We start from the raw sequence: 15,441 nt of genomic DNA, 5'->3' as shown, positions 1-15,441 counted from the left end.
GCTGCTGCCGCTGCAACTCCATCTCACCCTGCCGCCGTGGGTCGCCGAGGTGGCCGACACCGGCCGGCGCTACCTCGGCGACGAGGAACGCGTGGGCCTGGCGATCGAGCTGGCGCGCCAGAACGTCAGGCGCAGCCACGGCGGGCCGTTCGGCGCGGCGGTGTTCCACGAGGACGGCCGGCTGGTCGCCGCGGGCATCAACCGCGTGGTGCCACAGACCTGCTCGGTGGCGCACGCGGAGATGATGGCCTACATGCTGGCGCAGCAGCGGCTGTCGAGTTTCCGCCTCAACGCGGACGGCAACGGCCGCTACATCCTGGCCACCAGCGCGCAGCCCTGTTGCCAGTGCTATGGCGCCACCGTGTGGGCCGGCATCGACGAGTTGCTGATCGGCGCCCGCGGCGAGGACGTCGAGGCGCTCACCACCTTCGACGAAGGCCCGCTGCCGGCCGATTGGGTGGCCCAGCTCGAACGCCGCGGCATTGCCGTGCGCCGCGACATCCTGCGTGACGAGGCGCGCGAGGTGCTGGCCGGTTACGGCCAGGGCGGAGCGCACTATTGACCCGGCTGCGCGCCGCGCTGCCCCTGGTGTTGCTGGTGGCCGCCGGCCTGGTGCTGTTCGCCTCCGGCGCGCTGGACCGGCTCCATCCCGAGCAACTGGTGGCACACCAGGGTGAGCTGCACGCGCAGATCACCGCCAACCCCTGGCTCAGCCGGCTCGCCTATATCGGCCTGCTGACGCTGGCGATGGCCACCGGTATCCCAGGCACGGTGATCGTGATCTTTGCCGGCGGTTTCGCCTTCGGCGTGGTCGAGGGGACGACGTATTCCTCGGTCGGCCTGACCCTGGGCTCGCTGATCCTGTTCCTGGCCAGCCGCTATGCCTTCGGTGCCGGCAGCCGCCATCCGCCGGCGCTCGTGGCCAGGCTGCACCACGGCTTCGAGCGCCATCCGGTGAGCTACACGCTGTTCCTGCGCTTCGTCCCGGTGGCGCCGTTCGGCCTGATCACCGTCTGCCTGGCCTGGCTGCGCTGCCCGCTGTGGCTGTTCCTGGGCGCCACCTGGCTGGGCGGTACCGTGGCGCTGATCTTCGAGACGTCGATCGGCGCCGGACTGGGCCAGGCGCTCAGGCACAGCGACCGCATCGGCGTCGGTCTTTTCATGCATCGCGAGGTGCTGCTTCCGCTGGGCGCGATCGCCCTGCTCGCGCTGTTGCCGCTGCTGATCGGCCACTTCACCCGCCACCGGCGCCGCCCGCAGCGCGACAACGACGGTTAGGCCAGCGCCCCGAGTAATCGGCATTCGATCATATCGCCGAAGCGGCAGCGTGCGGAGCTTAATTCCAACTCTTAATTCTTGCGATCACTCTCGAGCTTGAAATCACAATCCGAATAACGGGGATAGGTATCCTCGTAAACATACGCCTCCAAGCAATCAATCAAGCCGTCTTTGACGTATAGCAGAAAACCTATCTCACCGCACTTTTCGCTCACAGCGAACACCCCTGACAACTGAAACGTTCCACCATCCTTCAGAGATTTAACATCGCCATCCAATCTAAATACTGCATATACCCCAGCACCGGTCTCGTTCCTCTCAACCTTGACCACATGCGCCAGTTGAGAGTGAAGCTCACGGCAAGTAGCGTCGGTGCCTGAAAGCAGCAAAATCAAGGCGTCCCGTTCAATGCTCGGCAAAACGTCGATGGTCATCTTTTAAGCTCTTCCTTGATGAACGCCGTGCCAATTTTAACCTTGCCATCGACAACACTACCCCTCACCGTGACCTGTTCCCCGCCAACCTTGACGGTCGTCTCAAACCTGCCCGCCTTCGATGTGTCTACCGCTTTTCCTGTGGCTTTCTCGATTGCTTTAAAAGCCTTACCTTCGCCGCCAAGCGCCTTAGCAAGACCCGCAAGATTGTGTCTTGACTGAGAAAAAATGTGAACGATCTTATTAGCTCTCGCCACATTAGCAACCTTGACTGCCTTATAAGTAAGGCGCGAAACCTTTATCGCCGTCCCCGCCAAAGCGCCAGTGGGAACTAGCGTAGTTACATCCTGAAAGGCAGCTGATGCAAAGCCGTCCCCTTCGCCGTTGTAGCCATCCGCTAATGCGCCCATGACCATTGGGCCATCGAACCCCCGGCCATTAAGCGCATTCCAGGTTTCGGTCGCCACACCGCCGAGCGCCGTTACTACGTTCCTTCCATCCGGATCAATAAACCGGTTAGGATTATTGTTGGCATAAGCGTACCGATTAAATTTGAAGATATTACCTGGCGCCAATCTTATTGGGTCCACGCTCAACATGTGCCCTATCGGATCGTAATATCGCGCCTGCATATAAACGAGACCCAAATCCGGGTCATTCACATGGCCGGTATAGCCCGGTCCACCCGGTAGCGAGCCAGACACTGGCGCTCCGTAAGGTCGATAGTCGTACCGTGCGATAATATTTCCATGTGCATCGGTCTTTGCTAGCACCGTCCCCTGATCATCTGTCAGCACGTAGGTGGTGGTCTCGGCCGCCTGCGCTGCCACCACGCACAACAACGTCAGCCACACCAGCCAATGGATCACCCGCTTGACTGAGGCGCTTTTCTTCTGCCGTCGATGATTCGGCCAATGGAAAGCCCGGTTCGCCACAAGGAGTGAAGATGACGGTTTTCGGTCACCGCCATACGACATGATATGAGACAAAGGCGGATGAATATGAGCCAAGCGTCCCTTTGGCAACGACATTACTCTTCCCCTGTGAGCGCCTCTATGTGTGAGGCGGCACAGAGAATTGATTCGTAAATTATTGATATCGTCAAGTAAGCCTAGTTGCCACTGTCTTAACCATTCACTCATTGGGCGAAGTAGCCAGCCGTTGATTGTCATGTTGGCTAACCGAACACCGGCTCGCAGCGCACCTCGCAACGGACCGAGTTGGCCAGGAAGCAAGCCTCGTGGGCATCGTGGTGCAGTCGTTCGACCTGCTCGCGGCTGGGCAGCGCCTCGCCGGAGAAATCCACGCGCGGGCGCAGCAGTACCTCCCGCATGGCGATGCGGTTGCGCTCATCGCGGCCCATCGTGCCGACCGCCGCGTCGCGGTAGCTGTCGACGCGGAAACCCTGGCGCGCCGCCAGTCCCAGGAACCACAGCATGTGGCAGCTGGCCAGCGAGGCGACGAAGGCTTCCTCGGGGTCGACCGCCGAAGGGTCGGACATCGGCGCCGGCACCACGTCGGGCGAGGATGACATCGGCACCCGTTCGCCGCCGTCGAACTGTGCCATGTGCCGGCGGCTGTAGCGATTGTCCAGGAAGGGCTGGCCCTCGCGGACCCAAGTCAGTTCGGCGGTGTGCTTGCTCATGCCCATGTCCTGTGGTTGGACGCTGGCCGGAACGCCGGCAGGAGCGTCAGTTGCGCCTGCGGAAGTACAGCCACGCACCCAACGCCAGCACGCACGCCGGCAGCAGGTTGGCCGGCAGCGGCGGCACGCCATAGATGGTGGCGAAATTCACCAGCGCCTTCTGCAGGAAGTACCAGCCGATCGCCAGCAGGATGCCCACGAAAATGCGCTTGCCCAGACCGCCCGAGCGCAGCGCACCGAAGGCGAACGGCATCGCGCACAGCACCAGCACCAGAGCGTTCAACGGATACAGTACGCGGCCCCAGAAAGTCACTGCGTAGATGCCCGGGTTCTGCCCGTTGCGCTCGAGGTAGCCCATGTTGCGGTACAGGTCGCGCATGGGCAGGTACTGCGGCTGGATCACCGATTGCTCCAGCACGCGCGGGTTGAGCCGCGAATCCCAGCGCTCGTGCGCCTGGGTGGAGGTGTGCGTGCCCTTGGCGTCGACGGTGGTGGTGCGCACGCCCTCGAGCACCCACTGGCGACCGTCGTTCTGTGCCGACTGCGCCCAGTCGAAGCGGCTGACCTGGCCATCAGGCGTCAGCGTGAACACCCGCACGTCGGCCAGCTGCACCACGTTGTGGCCTTGCACCTGCTTGATCAGCGTGGCCTTGGCGTTGACGATGCGGTTGCCATCCTTGGCCCACAGGCCGGTGTTGCCGGAAAGCCCCAGGTGGTTGGCCTTCATGCGCAGCTGGATCGCCTGCGCCTTCTGGTCGCCCCAAGGCGCGGCCGTCTCGCCCAGCAGGGTGACGCCCACGATCAGCACCGCCACCACGCCGGCCGCCGACCCTGCGATGCGTAGCCGCGACATACCGGCGGCGCGCAGCGCGGTCAGTTCGCCATTGCCGGCCAGGCTGCCCAGCCCCATCAGGCCGCCGATCACCGCGGCGAAGATGAAGTACTCGTACAGCCGTCGCGGCACCGTCACCAGCACGTAGCTGACTGCGTCGAAGGTCGTGTAGCCGTTGCGCCCCACGAAACCGAGCTGACGCAGCAACTGGGTCACCACGTCGAAGCCGGTCAGCACCAGCCAGGTGGTCAGTAGCGAGCCGAGCACGGTCATGCCGACCAGCCGGTCGACCCGCTTGATCGCCAGCCGCATCAGGGCACCGCCTTTGGCGCGCGGCGCGACTTGCGCGGCGCGTACTGCTTCCAGAACAGCCACGCGGCCAGCGCCAGCGCCAGCAGGTGCACGAGCAGCAGCGGCATCGAATTGGCCCAATGGCCCTTGCCGATCTGCGCGCGCCCCAGCGCCAGCAGCAGGTAATAGAAATAGAAGCCCAGCAGCGCCAGCAGGATGCGTCCGTAGCGCGGCTCGCGCGGACTCTGGCGCGACAGCGGCAGCGCCAGCATCAGCAGCACGAAAGCCATCGGCGGCGCGTGGATGCGCCAGGCGAACTCGGCGCGTGCATCGGGCGCGGCCGACGTGGCCAGCGCCAGGGTGCCCTGCGAGTGCGCCGGATCCTCTTCCTCGTCGGCCTGCACGCTCGACAGGGCCACGTCGTTGCGCGCGTACTGCATGCGCCACCAGTCGTCGCGGCCGAGCGGGATCTTGTATTGCCAGCCCTTGCTCAGGGCCATGAAGCGGCCCTCGCCGTTGCTCTCCTGGTAGAGCTGCCCGCCGGTGGCGGTGACCACCTTGAGCTGCCGCACGCCGTCGTTGTCCTCACCCTCGGTGGCAATGAAGGTCTTGCCCAGCAAGCTGCCGTCGCGGCTCAGCGAATCGACGAAGATGATGCCGCCCTTGCCCGGCAGTTCGGTGAAGCGGCCGGCGTCCAGGCCCGCGGCGATCACCGAGCGGTTGGCCTCCGCCACCAGCGCATCGGACGTACGCACGGCCCACGGCCCCAGCCACAGCGAAACGACGCCGGTAAGCAGCACGATGGCGCCGGCCAGGATCGCCACCGGCTTGAGCAGCCCGCGCGGGCCCATGCCCGAAGAGGCCAGCACGTGCATCTCGCTTTCGCGGTACATGCGGCCCAGGCCCATCATCACGCCCAGGAAGCCGGCCAGCGGCAGCAGGTTGGTCAGCCCGTCGAGCGTGCGCAGGCCCAGCACCGGGAACATCACGCTGGCCGGAAAGCTGCCGCCCGCGACCTGCTGCAACACCTTGGCAAAGGTGGTGCCGGTGATGATCGCCACCAGCACGATCGCCGTGGCCGCCACGGTCTGGGCCAGCTCGCGCAGGAAGTATCGGTCGAGGATGCTCAGCATGCGATAGGATTGAGGGTCTCGCACCGCAGGCCGGCGCTGAAGCGTCAAGTCTAGCCGGTCGCTCCGTTTCTTACCTCGCAGGACCTATCCGATGACGCTTCAGTTCAGTCTGGTCGCGGCCAGCACGTCGCCCGAATCCGTCGAGACGCCTTGCCTTGTCGTGGGCGTTTACGAGAACGGCCTGCTGACCAGCGCCGCCGCCCGCGTGGACGGCGCCAGCGAAGGTGCGATCAAGCGCCAGGTGGAAAGCGGCGACGTGACCGGCAAGGCCGGCAGCGTCACCGTGCTGTTCGCGCCGGCCGGCGTGGCCGCGCGCCGCGTGCTGGTGGTGGGCCTGGGTGCGCAGAAAAACTTCGACGCGGCGCGTTTCCAGAAGATCAACCTGGAGGCCGCCCGTGCGCTGGGCAAGTTGCCGGTCGAGTCGGCGGTGTCGTTCCTGACCGACGTGGACGTGCCCGGCCGCGACGCGGCCTGGCGCGTGCGCACCGCGGCGCTGGCCGCCGACCACGCGGCATACCGCTACACCGCCACCTTCAAGCCGCGCGAGAAGAGCGCGCAGCCGCAGCTGGCGTCGGTCGCCTTCGCCGCCGGCGACGACGCACAGGCGGGCCTGGACCAGGCGCTGGCGATCGCCGAAGGCGTGCGCTTTGCCCGCGAGCTCGCCAACCTGCCGCCGAACATCTGCAACCCGTCCTACATCGCGGCCCGCGCGCAGGCGTTCGCCGACGACAACGAGAGCGTCAACTGCCGCATCCTCGACCACGAAGAAATGGAAAGGCTCGGCTTTGGCTCGCTGCTGGCGGTGGGCCGCGGCTCAGTCAACAAGCCCCGCCTGATCGCGCTGGAATACAACGGCGGCAACGCTGGCGACAAGCCTTATGCCTTCGTCGGCAAGGGCATCACCTTCGACTCCGGCGGCATCAGCCTCAAGCCTGGCGCCGGCATGGAGGAGATGAAGTTCGACATGGGCGGCGCCGCCGGCGTGCTCGGCGGGTTCGTCGCCGCGGTGAAGATGGGCTTGAAGCTCAACCTGGTCTGCGTGGTGCCCTCGGCCGAGAACATGCCCGACGGCGACAGCTATCGTCCCAGCGACGTGCTCACCAGCCTGTCGGGCCTGACCATCGAGGTGCTCAACACCGACGCCGAGGGCCGCCTGATCCTGTGCGACGCGCTGACCTGGACCGCGCAGACCTACCAGCCCAGGGCGATCGTCGACGCGGCCACGCTTACCGGCGCCTGCGTCGTGGCGCTGGGCAAGCACGCCACCGGCCTGATGAGCAAGCACGACGACCTGGCCGCGGAGCTGCTCGACGCCGGCGAGGAGGCGCTCGACCGCGCCTGGCGCTTGCCGTTGTGGGACGACTACCAGGTGCAACTGGAATCGGGCTTCGCCGACGTGGCCAACATCGGCGGCAAGAGCGCCGGCGCGATTACCGCCGCCTGCTTCCTTTCGCGTTTCACTGAGGGCCAGCGCTGGGCCCACCTGGACATCGCCGGCACGGCATGGGACGAGGGCCGCAAGGGCCTGGCCACCGGGCGCCCGGTGCCGCTGCTGGCGCAGTGGCTGATCGATAGGGTCGGTTGAACGGGATTCGGGATTCGCAAGAGCAGCGCCTGGCGGCCGCCGCCGGCCGGCTCCGAACAGGACCTCGAACCCGAACCCGAAGCCGAAGCCGAACCTAAACACCGACTCCCGAATCCCGACTCCCTGCCCCCAAATGCCCCGCGCCGACTTCTACCTGATCGACAAACCGCGATTCCGCGAGCAGCCGCTGCTGCTGGTGTGCGAGCTGACGCGCCGCGCCTACGCGGCACAGCAGCCGACGCTGATTCTTACCCGCGATTTCGAGCAGGCCGAGGCGGTCGACGAACTGCTCTGGGATTTCGATGCCGATGCCTTCATCCCGCACCAGCTCGCCGGCGACGATGACGATGCCAGCACCGCGGTGCTGATCGTTCCGCCGGGCATCGACACCGCGGACCGGCCGCTGCTGATCAACCTGCGCGAAACCTGTCCGGCGGGACGTTTCGAGCGCGTGCTCGAAGTGGTGGCCGCCGAAAAGGCCGAGCGCACCGGCTCGCGCGATCGCTGGCGCGAGTATCAGCAACGCGGGTTCGAACTGGCCAAGTTCGACATGTAGGAGCCCGCTTGCGGGCGCTGCCTTTGTCCCGGGCGTTCCGGAACCACCACCTCGACCGCCGGCGGCCTGCGGCAGGCATCCAGCGTCACGTTTCCATCGATCCAGGCGCTATGCTCTGTTCATCTTCGGATGGGGCCGGACGATGGATCAGGGGATCGAGAGCCATGCGATGCCATCGGTGGCGGCCGGCCGGGCACGCGGCGGGCGGCCCACGCAACAGGACGAACTCGTCTGCCTGCACGATCCGACCACCGATGCGCGGCTGCTGGTGCTGGCCGACGGCATGGGCGGCGACGGCGCCGGCGAAATGGCCGCTGCCGGGGTGGTGGATATCGCGCGCCGGCTGTGGGAGCAGGGTGCGTGGCGCGAGCAACCCGGCCCGCTGTTCCTGGAAACCCTGTGCCAGTCGGCGCATGCCGAGCTGCGCCGGCGCGGCCAGGGGCTGGTAGGTGCCGAACCGCATTCGACCGTGGTGGCGCTGCTGATTCGCGGGCGGCGCGCCTGCTGGGCGCACGTGGGCGACAGCCGGTTGTACCGCTTCCATGGCCGCCGTTGCCTGGGGCGCACCGAGGACCACAGCGTGGCGCAACTGAAGGTGTCCGGCGGCGAACTGCAGGCCGAGGCGATGGGCACGGACGCCACCCAACACATGCTGCTGCGCGGCCTGGGTGGGCCGCGGCCACCGCAGGTCGAACACGGTTTCGCCACCCTCGGCCCGGGCCAGTATTTCGTGCTGTGCAGCGACGGCGTGTGGGAACGGCTGGCGACCGACGAACTGGGTGACCTGGCACGTCGGCGCAACCTGCGCCGGGCGCTGCACGAAGCGCTCGGCCGCGCGCTGGAGCGTGGCGGCGCGGACGGCGACAATGTCTCCTTGATCTTCGCCCGGATAGGCTGGGTGCAATGGTGGCGCGCTCGCGGGCGGGGGCTCTGGGCGAAGCTGGCCGGCCGCGCCGCGGGCGGCCAGGCCGAAGCGGGTGTTCGACAGCTATGAGGGAATCCGTGCAGAACATGGGAATCGCGCACGTCGCGGCGCAGGGTCGTTACCGGTGGATGCCGCTGGTGCTGGCAGGCATGTTGGCCGCCGGCCTGGGCGGCTGCGCCCAGCTCAGGCAACTGAAGGCGCGCGTGACCGGCCACGAAACGCCGGCACGCGTCGTGGTGACGCGTCCGGCGCCGTCCGTGGCGCATGCGCCGCTCGAGCCGGACACGCCGACCGCATCACTGGCCGAGATCATCAACAAGCAACTGCAACTGGGCCATTACAAGGAAGGCGAGTACCAGTTGCGCCGCTACCTGCGTGCCCATCCGGGCGACCCCGCGGCGCAGGCGGTGCTGCGCCAGCTTACGGTGGATCCCGAACAGGCGCTGGGCCATGCCTCGCGGCGGTACGTGGTGCGCCCGGGCGACTCCTACAGCACGCTGGCGGCCCGCTACCTGGGCGACGGCGCGCGCTTCCTGATCCTGGCGCGCTACAACGGCTCGACCGACCCTTCGATGCTTCGGGTGGGACAGACCCTGCGCCTGCCCGCCTCCGGCCTGGCGTCCACGCCGCCGGAAGGGCCCGCGCCAGACCGGCATGAGACCTCTCCCGGCCGATCTGCGGCCGATGCTCCGGATGCGACCAAGGCACGCCGGCTGCAGGCCGAAAGCGTGGCGTTGCTGCAGAAGGGGCAGCGCAGCGAGGCGCTGCAGCGAATGGACCAGGCGCTCGACGTCGACCCACGGCTGCCCCCGGCCAATGCCGACGCCAGGGCGCTGCGCAAGCAGCTGGTGTCGGTCTACCACCAGCGTGCGATCGTGCTCTATCGCGACCAGCAGCTGGACCAGGCCATTTCGCTGTGGAACCGGGTACTGGCCATCCAGCCGGATTTCGAACCGGCCACGGTCTATCGTGCGCGGGCGCTCGAGCTCAAGCAGCGCCTGAAGCAGTATTGAAGATGCCGGCTCTGGCCGGCCGCCTTGCGAAAAAACCTGTAGGAGCCCACTTGTGGGCGATGCTTTTCCGGCATACCACCAGAAGCATCGCCCACAAGTGGGTTCCTACAAGGGATCCGGCGTCCGCGCCTCTCGCGGGCAGCGCGCCTCTCAGTCGCGGATGGCCTTGTCCTCCACCCGCTCCTCCGTGGGCAGGATGCGGGTGGGCAGTTCCAGCGGCGCCGTCGGCTTGGCGGCGGTCCGGCGTGGCCGGCGCTCCCGGGCCTGCAGCGCGTTGGACATCAGGTTGAAGGCGGTGAACAGGCGGCCCAGTTCGTCGTGCCGGACCAGCCGGATGCGATGGCGGAAATCGCCGCGACCGACCCGCAGCATCGCCTCGCCGAGCACGTCCAGCAGCCCGAGCAGGCGCCGGAACAGCCAGTAGGCGGCGCCGGTCACCGCCGCCAGCGTCACCAGCAGCACCGCCACGATCGCCTTGAGCGTGGTCTTCTGCGCCGCGCGCAGCGGGGCGTCGCTGATGCCCAGGCGCAACTGGCCGACCTTGGCGGTCTGGTAATGCACGGGCACATCGAACACCAGCATTTCTCCGGGGTCGTCGCCATCGGGCAGGCGCACGCGGTAGCTGGCGATGTCGCCCGCACCCGGCAGGTAGGTCTCGTTGGTGCGTACCGGCAGCGGCTGGCCCAGTTCGTCCTTGCGCGTGCTGGCGATCACCTCGCCGTAGCGGTTGGCCACGGCGAGGTAATAGATCTGCTGGTTGCGCGAGATGTCCTGCACCAGCGCGCGGGTGGCCGCGCGGTCGTCCAGCAGCAGGTTCTCCGCCGCCTCGCTGGCCACCATACGGCCCAGCGAGCGGCCGAAATCCTGGGCCAATCCGGTGACCGCGGTGTTCTGCCGGGCGTAGATCGCGGCCAGGCCGATCAGCAGGGTCAGGCTCAGCACGGCCGCCAGGATGCCGGCCCAGCGCAGTCGCAGCGAGATCAGCCGCGTGGTGATCGGCTTGTCGTGCAGGCGTTCGTACTCGCGCAAGGCCAGGCGCAGGTCGTCGATCAGCTCGGAGCCGCGCTGGTAGCGATCCTGCGGCGCCGGGGCCAGCAGGGTCTGCACGATGTCGAGCAGGATCGAGGGCGTGAACGGGTCGCGTGGCTGCAGCGTCGGTTGCGGCAGGCGCTGGCGCTCGGCCAGCAGGCGCCGCACATCCCCGGTTTCTTCCCACGGCAGCTTGCCGCTCAACAGCCAGAACAGCACCACGCCGAGCGAAAACAGGTCGCTGCGCGCGTCGGTGCGCTCGCCGCGCAGGTGCTCCGGCGCCATGAAGGCCGGCGTGCCGCCGATCTCGCCGCGCGGCTTGCCGGACCCGCGCAGGTCGCGCCGTTCGGCGATGCCGAAGTCACTGACCTTGGCATGCTGCCAGCCATCGGAGAGCATGATGTTCTCCGGCTTGATGTCCTGGTGGATCACACCCTGCGCGTGGGCGTAATCGAGCGCACTGGCGATCTGTTCGACCAGGCCGATGGCCAGCGGCAGCGCAGGCAGGCCCTCGCGCGCCACGCGGCTGGCCAGGGTGTCGCCGGAAAGCCGCTCCATCGCGATGTAGGGGCGGCCATCTTCCATTTCGCCCACGTCGAACAGGGTGACGATGTGGGGATGGGTCAGGTGGCCCACCGCGCGAGCCTCGGTGATGAAGCGTGCGCGATAGGCCGGGTCGGCGGCGACCGCATTGCGCAGGCACTTGATCGCCACCCGGCGCTCGATCTCCGGGTCGAAGCCGGCGTAGACCACGGCCATGGCGCCGGCGCCGAGCATGCCTTCTATGCGGTAGCGTCCCACCGTCGGCGGGATTACCCGTTCGTCCGCGGCTGGGATCAGACCAGCCACCATGCCGCCACTCCCATGGCCACCACCGTGGCCGCGCCCAGCGCCAGCCAGCCCGGCCGGGCGACGCCGCCCGTGCCGCGTTCGCGGGTAAGGAAGGTGAACTCCACCTGGCCGAAACGCACGCGGTCGCCGTGGCGCAAGGTCGTCTCGTGGATGCGCTTGCCGTTCACGAACGTGCCGTTGGTCGACAGCGTGTTCATGATCACGTAGTGGTTCTGCTGGTTCACGATCCAGGCATGCGACGCCGACACGCTGAGATCGTCCAGCACGATATCGTTGTCGCCACGCCGGCCGATCGTCTGCCGGCCGGGCCGCAGCGAGAGGCGCTGGCCCTGCAGGTCGCCATTGGCGCCTTCCAGCACCGGGGTGGAAGCGCTGGCGCGGCCGAGCAGGACCGGGGCGGCCTCGCGGGCCACCTGGCGCAGTTCCTCGGCGGAAAACAGCCGGGTTCCCTGCGGTCCGGCGACACGCTTGCCGGGGCTAAGTACGGTGGTCTGGCCTGGGCTGTCCATCGAAAGGCCTCGGTGGGATATCCGCGCACTATAACCAAGCGTTCGTCATCAAGGCATGGGGACGCGCGTTCGGTGCCGCAGCCGGGCCAGAGCGAGACCGCCTTCACACACCCGAGGAGAACCCGATGCGCCATTGCCTTCTTTTCGTGGCCGCTGCCGCCCTGTTGCCGGCGGCCTGCCAGCCGCTCCGGCCGGAAGCGCCCGGGTTTGCCTACCATTGCGCCGACGGCCGGGTGGTGCAGGCGAGCTATCCGGACAGCGAGCATGCCCTGCTGGTCATGGCCGGCAAGCCCTACCGCCTGACCATTGCCCTCTCCGCCAGCGGAGCGCGCTACGTGGGCGACGGCTGGCAGTGGTGGACCAAGGGCATGCATGAGGCCTGGCTGGCGCCGCTGGGGGCCGGGGAAACCATCGCTTCAGCCTCCGGCGTGGCCTGCCAGGCGCCAGGGGACGCGAGCGCGCCACCCGGCGCGACGTAAGCCCGCGTCCGTATGCGTGAAAGCCGCATCAAAATGGCAACAGGCCGCGGCCGGTCAGGCGGCGTCGTCCGGCACGGCGTCCACCGCGTTGATCACCGCCAGAAAATCGCGCCCGTAGCGCTTGAGCTTGGCCTCGCCCACGCCGCTGACCTCGGCCAGATCCTCTTCGCTGGCCGGCATCGCCCGCAGCATGGCCAGCAAGGTGGCATCGTGGAACACCACGTAGGGCGGCACGCCCTGCTGTTTGGCCAGCCGCGTACGTAGCGCGCGCAAGGCATCCCACAACGGTTGTTCGTAGGCCTCGATGCCCAGGTTGGCGCCGGTGATCAACTGGCTGTCGCGGCGTCGGCGCGTGCTGCGCACGGGGCGGGCATCCTCGCGCAGCAGCACGCGCTGGCCGCCGGTCAGTACCGCGCGGCTGGCGGCGCTCAGGCGCAGCGTGCCATAGCCCTGCGCGTCGGCCTCCAGCAGCCCGGCGGCGAGCAACTGGCGAAACACCGAACGCCAGCCCTTCTCGTCCATGTCAGCGCCGATGCCGAAGGTGGTGAGCCGATCATGGCCAAGCTGCCGCATGCGTTCGCCCTCGACGCCGCGCAACACGTCGATCACGTGCCCGGCGCCGAATCGCTGCCCGCTGCGGTAGACCGCCGACAGTGCCTTCTGCGCGGGCACGGTGGCGTCCCAGGTCTTCGGCGGCTCGATGCAGTTGTCGCAATGGCCGCAGGGGCCCTGGTAGTCCTCGCCGAAGGCGCCCAGCAGCAGTTCGCGGCGGCAGCGGGTGGCCTCGGCGAAGGCGAGCAGCCCCTCGAGTTTCTGCCGCTCGACGCGCTTGCGCTCGTCGCCCGAATCGGACTGGGCGATCATCTGGCTCATCGTCACCACGTCGGACAGGCCATAGAGCATCAGCGCCTCGGCTGGCAGGCCATCGCGGCCGCCACGGCCGGTCTCCTGGTAGTAGCCCTCCATCGAACGCGGCAGGTCCAGGTGGGCGACGAAACGCACGTCCGGCTTGTCGATGCCCATGCCGAAGGCCACCGTGGCCACCATCACCACGCCGTCCTCGCGCAGGAACCGTTGCTGGTGCGCCGCACGTACGCGGGCATCGAGCCCGGCGTGGTACGGCAATGCCTCGATGCCCGCCTCGGTCAGCCACGCGGCGGTATCGTCAACCTTCTTGCGGCTGAGCGCATAGACGATGCCGGCCTCGCCGCGATGGCCGTCGAGGAACTGCATCAGCTGCGAGCGCGGATTGTGCTTGAGTGCCACGCGGTAGCGGATGTTCGGCCGGTCGAAGCTGGAGACGAACTGGCGCGCCTGGTGCAGGCCCAGGCGGTCGATGATCTCCTCACGCGTGCGCGGGTCGGCGGTGGCGGTGAGCGCGATGCGCGGGATCTGCCCGAAGCGTTCCTGGAGCACCGCGAGCTCACGATACTCCGGCCGGAAATCGTGCCCCCACTGCGACACGCAATGCGCCTCGTCGATGGCGAACAGGGCCACGTCGATCTGCTCGAGCAGGCCCAGGAAGCGCGACGTCAGCAAGCGCTCGGGCGCCACGTAGAGCAGCTTCAGCCCACCGGCCAGCAGACGGCGCTCGACCTCGCGCTGGTCTTCCGCTGCCAGGCTGGAGTTGAGGTAGGCCGCCGCGACTCCGGCCTCGCGCAGGGCATCGACCTGGTCCTGCATTAGCGCGATCAGCGGCGACACCACGATCGCGGTGCCGGGCCGCAGCAGCGCGGGAATCTGGTAGCACAGCGACTTGCCGCCGCCGGTGGGCATCAGCACCAGCGCATCGCTGCCCTCGGCCACCGCCTGCACGATGGCTTGCTGCTGGTCGCGGAAGCTGGCGTAACCGAAGACGCTTTGGAGGAGTTCGAGGGCGCGGGAGGACATTGTGCGCATGCTACCAAAGCGGCGTCTTACGGCCGTCGGCGACGGACGCCGGGAACGGTAGGTAAAGCCGGATGCAGACGTAGGACGCGGGTGCGCAGGGTGGGCTTGAGCCCACCATGGCCGCACGGGAACGGTGGGCTGAAAACCACCCTACGGAGGCAGGCCCCACAGCGCGCGGTCGAGGTCCGCGTCCAGCCCGAAGCGCGACAGCGGCACGCGACCGTTGATCACCTCGATGCCCTCGGCGCGCAACAAGCGGCACTGCTCGCGAAAGCCGCGGCTGCCCGGCGGTAGCGCGACCTGGCCGCTGGCGCGCAATACGCGATGCCACGGCAGCTCCATCCCTTGCGGCGTTTCGCCCAGCAACCTGCCCACCAGCCGCGCACGGCCGGGCAACCCGGCACGCGCCGCGATCGCGCCATAGCTGGCGACGCGGCCGCGCGGGATCGCGGCGATGGCGGCATAGACGCGGGCGTGGCTTTCCTGCATGGACCCATCCCCTGGGCGCACCATCACTTGGGCGCAATGGGGCGGCAGGTTACCATCGGGCCCGCATCAAGGAGCCCCACCATGCGTCATTTCGAAGCCGTGCGTTCCCATGTCGGCAGCCAGTACGCGCTGCGGCAGAACGACCCGTACCTGATCAGCTTCGATCTGGCGCTGCCGCTGGGCCGCCACCAGGGCATTTACCTGGCCGAACTGGAAGACGAGGGCGGCCGCCGCTACCTGCGCCTGTCCACCCCGATCGGGCCGCTGGCCGGCACCGATCCGCGCCGCTGCCTGCGCTTTAACTGGGAGCAGCGCACCGGCTTCCTGGCGGTGGCCGACCTGGACGGCTCGCCCTACCTGCACCTGTGCGAGAACCGCCCGTACGAGTTCCTCGACGGCGGCGAACTGGAACGGCTGATCGGCGAACTGGGACTGCTGGGCGACCAGCTGGAACAGATCATCGCCAGCGAGGGCGACAGCCTGTAGCGCAGCGCCATCGCC

Annotated in this window: 17 protein-coding genes; 8 read left to right on the top strand and 9 right to left on the bottom strand. The window is 67.8% G+C overall.

Annotated features, from left to right (window positions below):
* Position 1: 1 nt before the first annotated feature.
* Both OSC30_RS09925 and OSC30_RS09920 read left to right on the top strand, forming a co-directional pair.
* Positions 2–562 carry a nucleoside deaminase gene (locus OSC30_RS09925; RefSeq protein WP_267171705.1) on the top strand — a complete coding sequence of 187 codons (561 nt, stop codon included), beginning with the start codon at positions 2–4 and terminating at the stop codon, positions 560–562.
* Positions 559–1,278: a TVP38/TMEM64 family protein gene (locus tag OSC30_RS09920; protein ID WP_267171681.1), complete on the top strand. Its 720-nt coding sequence runs from the start codon at positions 559–561 to the stop codon at positions 1,276–1,278. Before OSC30_RS09925 ends, OSC30_RS09920 begins: the two co-directional genes overlap by 4 nt.
* 71 nt (positions 1,279–1,349) lie before the next feature.
* Here the strand turns inward: OSC30_RS09920 and OSC30_RS09915 are convergent, their stop codons facing one another.
* From OSC30_RS09915 to lptF, 5 genes are read right to left on the bottom strand one after another with little or no spacing between them, the layout of a single operon-like run.
* On the bottom strand, positions 1,350–1,712 hold the full coding sequence (locus OSC30_RS09915) for a hypothetical protein (RefSeq protein WP_267171680.1): 363 nt from the start codon (positions 1,710–1,712) through the stop codon (positions 1,350–1,352).
* Positions 1,709–2,884, bottom strand: coding sequence for an RHS repeat domain-containing protein (locus tag OSC30_RS09910; protein ID WP_267171679.1), 1,176 nt, complete (start codon positions 2,882–2,884; stop codon positions 1,709–1,711). The genes OSC30_RS09915 and OSC30_RS09910 overlap by 4 nt, the downstream gene beginning before the upstream one ends.
* Before the next feature lie 5 nt (positions 2,885–2,889).
* Positions 2,890–3,357, bottom strand: a complete 468-nt coding sequence (locus OSC30_RS09905) for an OsmC family protein (protein WP_267171678.1) — start codon at positions 3,355–3,357, stop codon at positions 2,890–2,892.
* Positions 3,358–3,403: 46 nt separating this feature from the next.
* Entirely contained in the window at positions 3,404–4,501 is a 1,098-nt protein-coding gene (lptG, locus tag OSC30_RS09900; protein WP_267171704.1) for an LPS export ABC transporter permease LptG, read from the bottom strand.
* Positions 4,501–5,613, bottom strand: a complete 1,113-nt coding sequence (lptF, locus tag OSC30_RS09895) for an LPS export ABC transporter permease LptF (protein ID WP_267171677.1) — start codon at positions 5,611–5,613, stop codon at positions 4,501–4,503. The genes lptG and lptF overlap by 1 nt, the downstream gene beginning before the upstream one ends.
* A 91-nt stretch (positions 5,614–5,704) precedes the next feature.
* Between lptF and OSC30_RS09890 the strand changes: the two genes are divergently transcribed.
* The 4 genes from OSC30_RS09890 (at position 5,705) to OSC30_RS09875 (ending at position 9,692) form a co-directional block, all read left to right on the top strand.
* Positions 5,705–7,198, top strand: a complete 1,494-nt coding sequence (locus OSC30_RS09890; RefSeq protein WP_267171676.1) for a leucyl aminopeptidase — start codon at positions 5,705–5,707, stop codon at positions 7,196–7,198.
* Between the two features lie 133 nt (positions 7,199–7,331).
* A complete protein-coding gene (locus OSC30_RS09885) occupies positions 7,332–7,754 on the top strand; it encodes a DNA polymerase III subunit chi (RefSeq protein ID WP_267171675.1) in 423 nt (140 codons plus the stop codon).
* A gap of 142 nt (positions 7,755–7,896) precedes the next feature.
* A complete protein-coding gene (locus OSC30_RS09880) occupies positions 7,897–8,748 on the top strand; it encodes a PP2C family protein-serine/threonine phosphatase (protein ID WP_267171674.1) in 852 nt (283 codons plus the stop codon).
* Between the two features lie 17 nt (positions 8,749–8,765).
* Entirely contained in the window at positions 8,766–9,692 is a 927-nt protein-coding gene (locus OSC30_RS09875) for a LysM peptidoglycan-binding domain-containing protein (RefSeq protein ID WP_267171673.1), read from the top strand.
* A gap of 150 nt (positions 9,693–9,842) precedes the next feature.
* Here the strand turns inward: OSC30_RS09875 and OSC30_RS09870 are convergent, their stop codons facing one another.
* Both OSC30_RS09870 and OSC30_RS09865 read right to left on the bottom strand, forming a co-directional pair.
* On the bottom strand, positions 9,843–11,573 hold the full coding sequence (locus OSC30_RS09870; protein WP_267171672.1) for a protein kinase domain-containing protein: 1,731 nt from the start codon (positions 11,571–11,573) through the stop codon (positions 9,843–9,845).
* The gene (locus tag OSC30_RS09865; RefSeq protein ID WP_267171671.1) at positions 11,558–12,082 is read right to left on the bottom strand and encodes an FHA domain-containing protein; all 525 of its coding nucleotides are present in this window, start codon (positions 12,080–12,082) and stop codon (positions 11,558–11,560) included. Before OSC30_RS09865 ends, OSC30_RS09870 begins: the two co-directional genes overlap by 16 nt.
* 125 nt (positions 12,083–12,207) lie before the next feature.
* On the opposite strand from OSC30_RS09865, the gene OSC30_RS09860 reads away from it, so the two are divergent.
* Complete coding sequence (locus OSC30_RS09860; RefSeq protein ID WP_267171670.1) at positions 12,208–12,561, top strand: MliC family protein; 354 nt, start codon at positions 12,208–12,210, stop codon at positions 12,559–12,561.
* A gap of 54 nt (positions 12,562–12,615) precedes the next feature.
* Here the strand turns inward: OSC30_RS09860 and recQ are convergent, their stop codons facing one another.
* Both recQ and OSC30_RS09850 read right to left on the bottom strand, forming a co-directional pair.
* A complete protein-coding gene (gene recQ, locus OSC30_RS09855) occupies positions 12,616–14,451 on the bottom strand; it encodes a DNA helicase RecQ (protein ID WP_267171669.1) in 1,836 nt (611 codons plus the stop codon).
* Positions 14,452–14,601: 150 nt separating this feature from the next.
* Entirely contained in the window at positions 14,602–14,940 is a 339-nt protein-coding gene (locus OSC30_RS09850) for an MGMT family protein (protein ID WP_267171668.1), read from the bottom strand.
* Positions 14,941–15,021: 81 nt separating this feature from the next.
* On the opposite strand from OSC30_RS09850, the gene OSC30_RS09845 reads away from it, so the two are divergent.
* Positions 15,022–15,426, top strand: coding sequence for a hypothetical protein (locus tag OSC30_RS09845; RefSeq protein ID WP_267171667.1), 405 nt, complete (start codon positions 15,022–15,024; stop codon positions 15,424–15,426).
* The last annotated feature ends 15 nt before the right edge of the window (positions 15,427–15,441 follow it).

Source organism: Frateuria hangzhouensis (assembly GCF_026410505.1).
Classification (GTDB): domain Bacteria; phylum Pseudomonadota; class Gammaproteobacteria; order Xanthomonadales; family Rhodanobacteraceae; genus Frateuria_A; species Frateuria_A hangzhouensis.
Note: the sequence above shows the minus strand (reverse complement) of the source record. Positions and strands in the feature narration are given on the sequence as shown.

Coding starts and splice junctions, on each gene's coding strand:
- OSC30_RS09915 (WP_267171680.1), bottom strand. CDS start 1,712: ATGACCATCGACGTTTTGCCGAGCATTGAACGGGACGCCTTGATTTTG.
- OSC30_RS09910 (WP_267171679.1), bottom strand. CDS start 2,884: ATGACAATCAACGGCTGGCTACTTCGCCCAATGAGTGAATGGTTAAGA.
- OSC30_RS09905 (WP_267171678.1), bottom strand. CDS start 3,357: ATGAGCAAGCACACCGCCGAACTGACTTGGGTCCGCGAGGGCCAGCCC.
- lptG (WP_267171704.1), bottom strand. CDS start 4,501: ATGCGGCTGGCGATCAAGCGGGTCGACCGGCTGGTCGGCATGACCGTG.
- lptF (WP_267171677.1), bottom strand. CDS start 5,613: ATGCTGAGCATCCTCGACCGATACTTCCTGCGCGAGCTGGCCCAGACC.
- OSC30_RS09890 (WP_267171676.1), top strand. CDS start 5,705: ATGACGCTTCAGTTCAGTCTGGTCGCGGCCAGCACGTCGCCCGAATCC.
- OSC30_RS09885 (WP_267171675.1), top strand. CDS start 7,332: ATGCCCCGCGCCGACTTCTACCTGATCGACAAACCGCGATTCCGCGAG.
- OSC30_RS09880 (WP_267171674.1), top strand. CDS start 7,897: ATGGATCAGGGGATCGAGAGCCATGCGATGCCATCGGTGGCGGCCGGC.
- OSC30_RS09875 (WP_267171673.1), top strand. CDS start 8,766: ATGGGAATCGCGCACGTCGCGGCGCAGGGTCGTTACCGGTGGATGCCG.
- OSC30_RS09870 (WP_267171672.1), bottom strand. CDS start 11,573: ATGGTGGCTGGTCTGATCCCAGCCGCGGACGAACGGGTAATCCCGCCG.
- OSC30_RS09865 (WP_267171671.1), bottom strand. CDS start 12,082: ATGGACAGCCCAGGCCAGACCACCGTACTTAGCCCCGGCAAGCGTGTC.
- OSC30_RS09860 (WP_267171670.1), top strand. CDS start 12,208: ATGCGCCATTGCCTTCTTTTCGTGGCCGCTGCCGCCCTGTTGCCGGCG.
- recQ (WP_267171669.1), bottom strand. CDS start 14,451: ATGTCCTCCCGCGCCCTCGAACTCCTCCAAAGCGTCTTCGGTTACGCC.
- OSC30_RS09850 (WP_267171668.1), bottom strand. CDS start 14,940: ATGCAGGAAAGCCACGCCCGCGTCTATGCCGCCATCGCCGCGATCCCG.
- OSC30_RS09845 (WP_267171667.1), top strand. CDS start 15,022: ATGCGTCATTTCGAAGCCGTGCGTTCCCATGTCGGCAGCCAGTACGCG.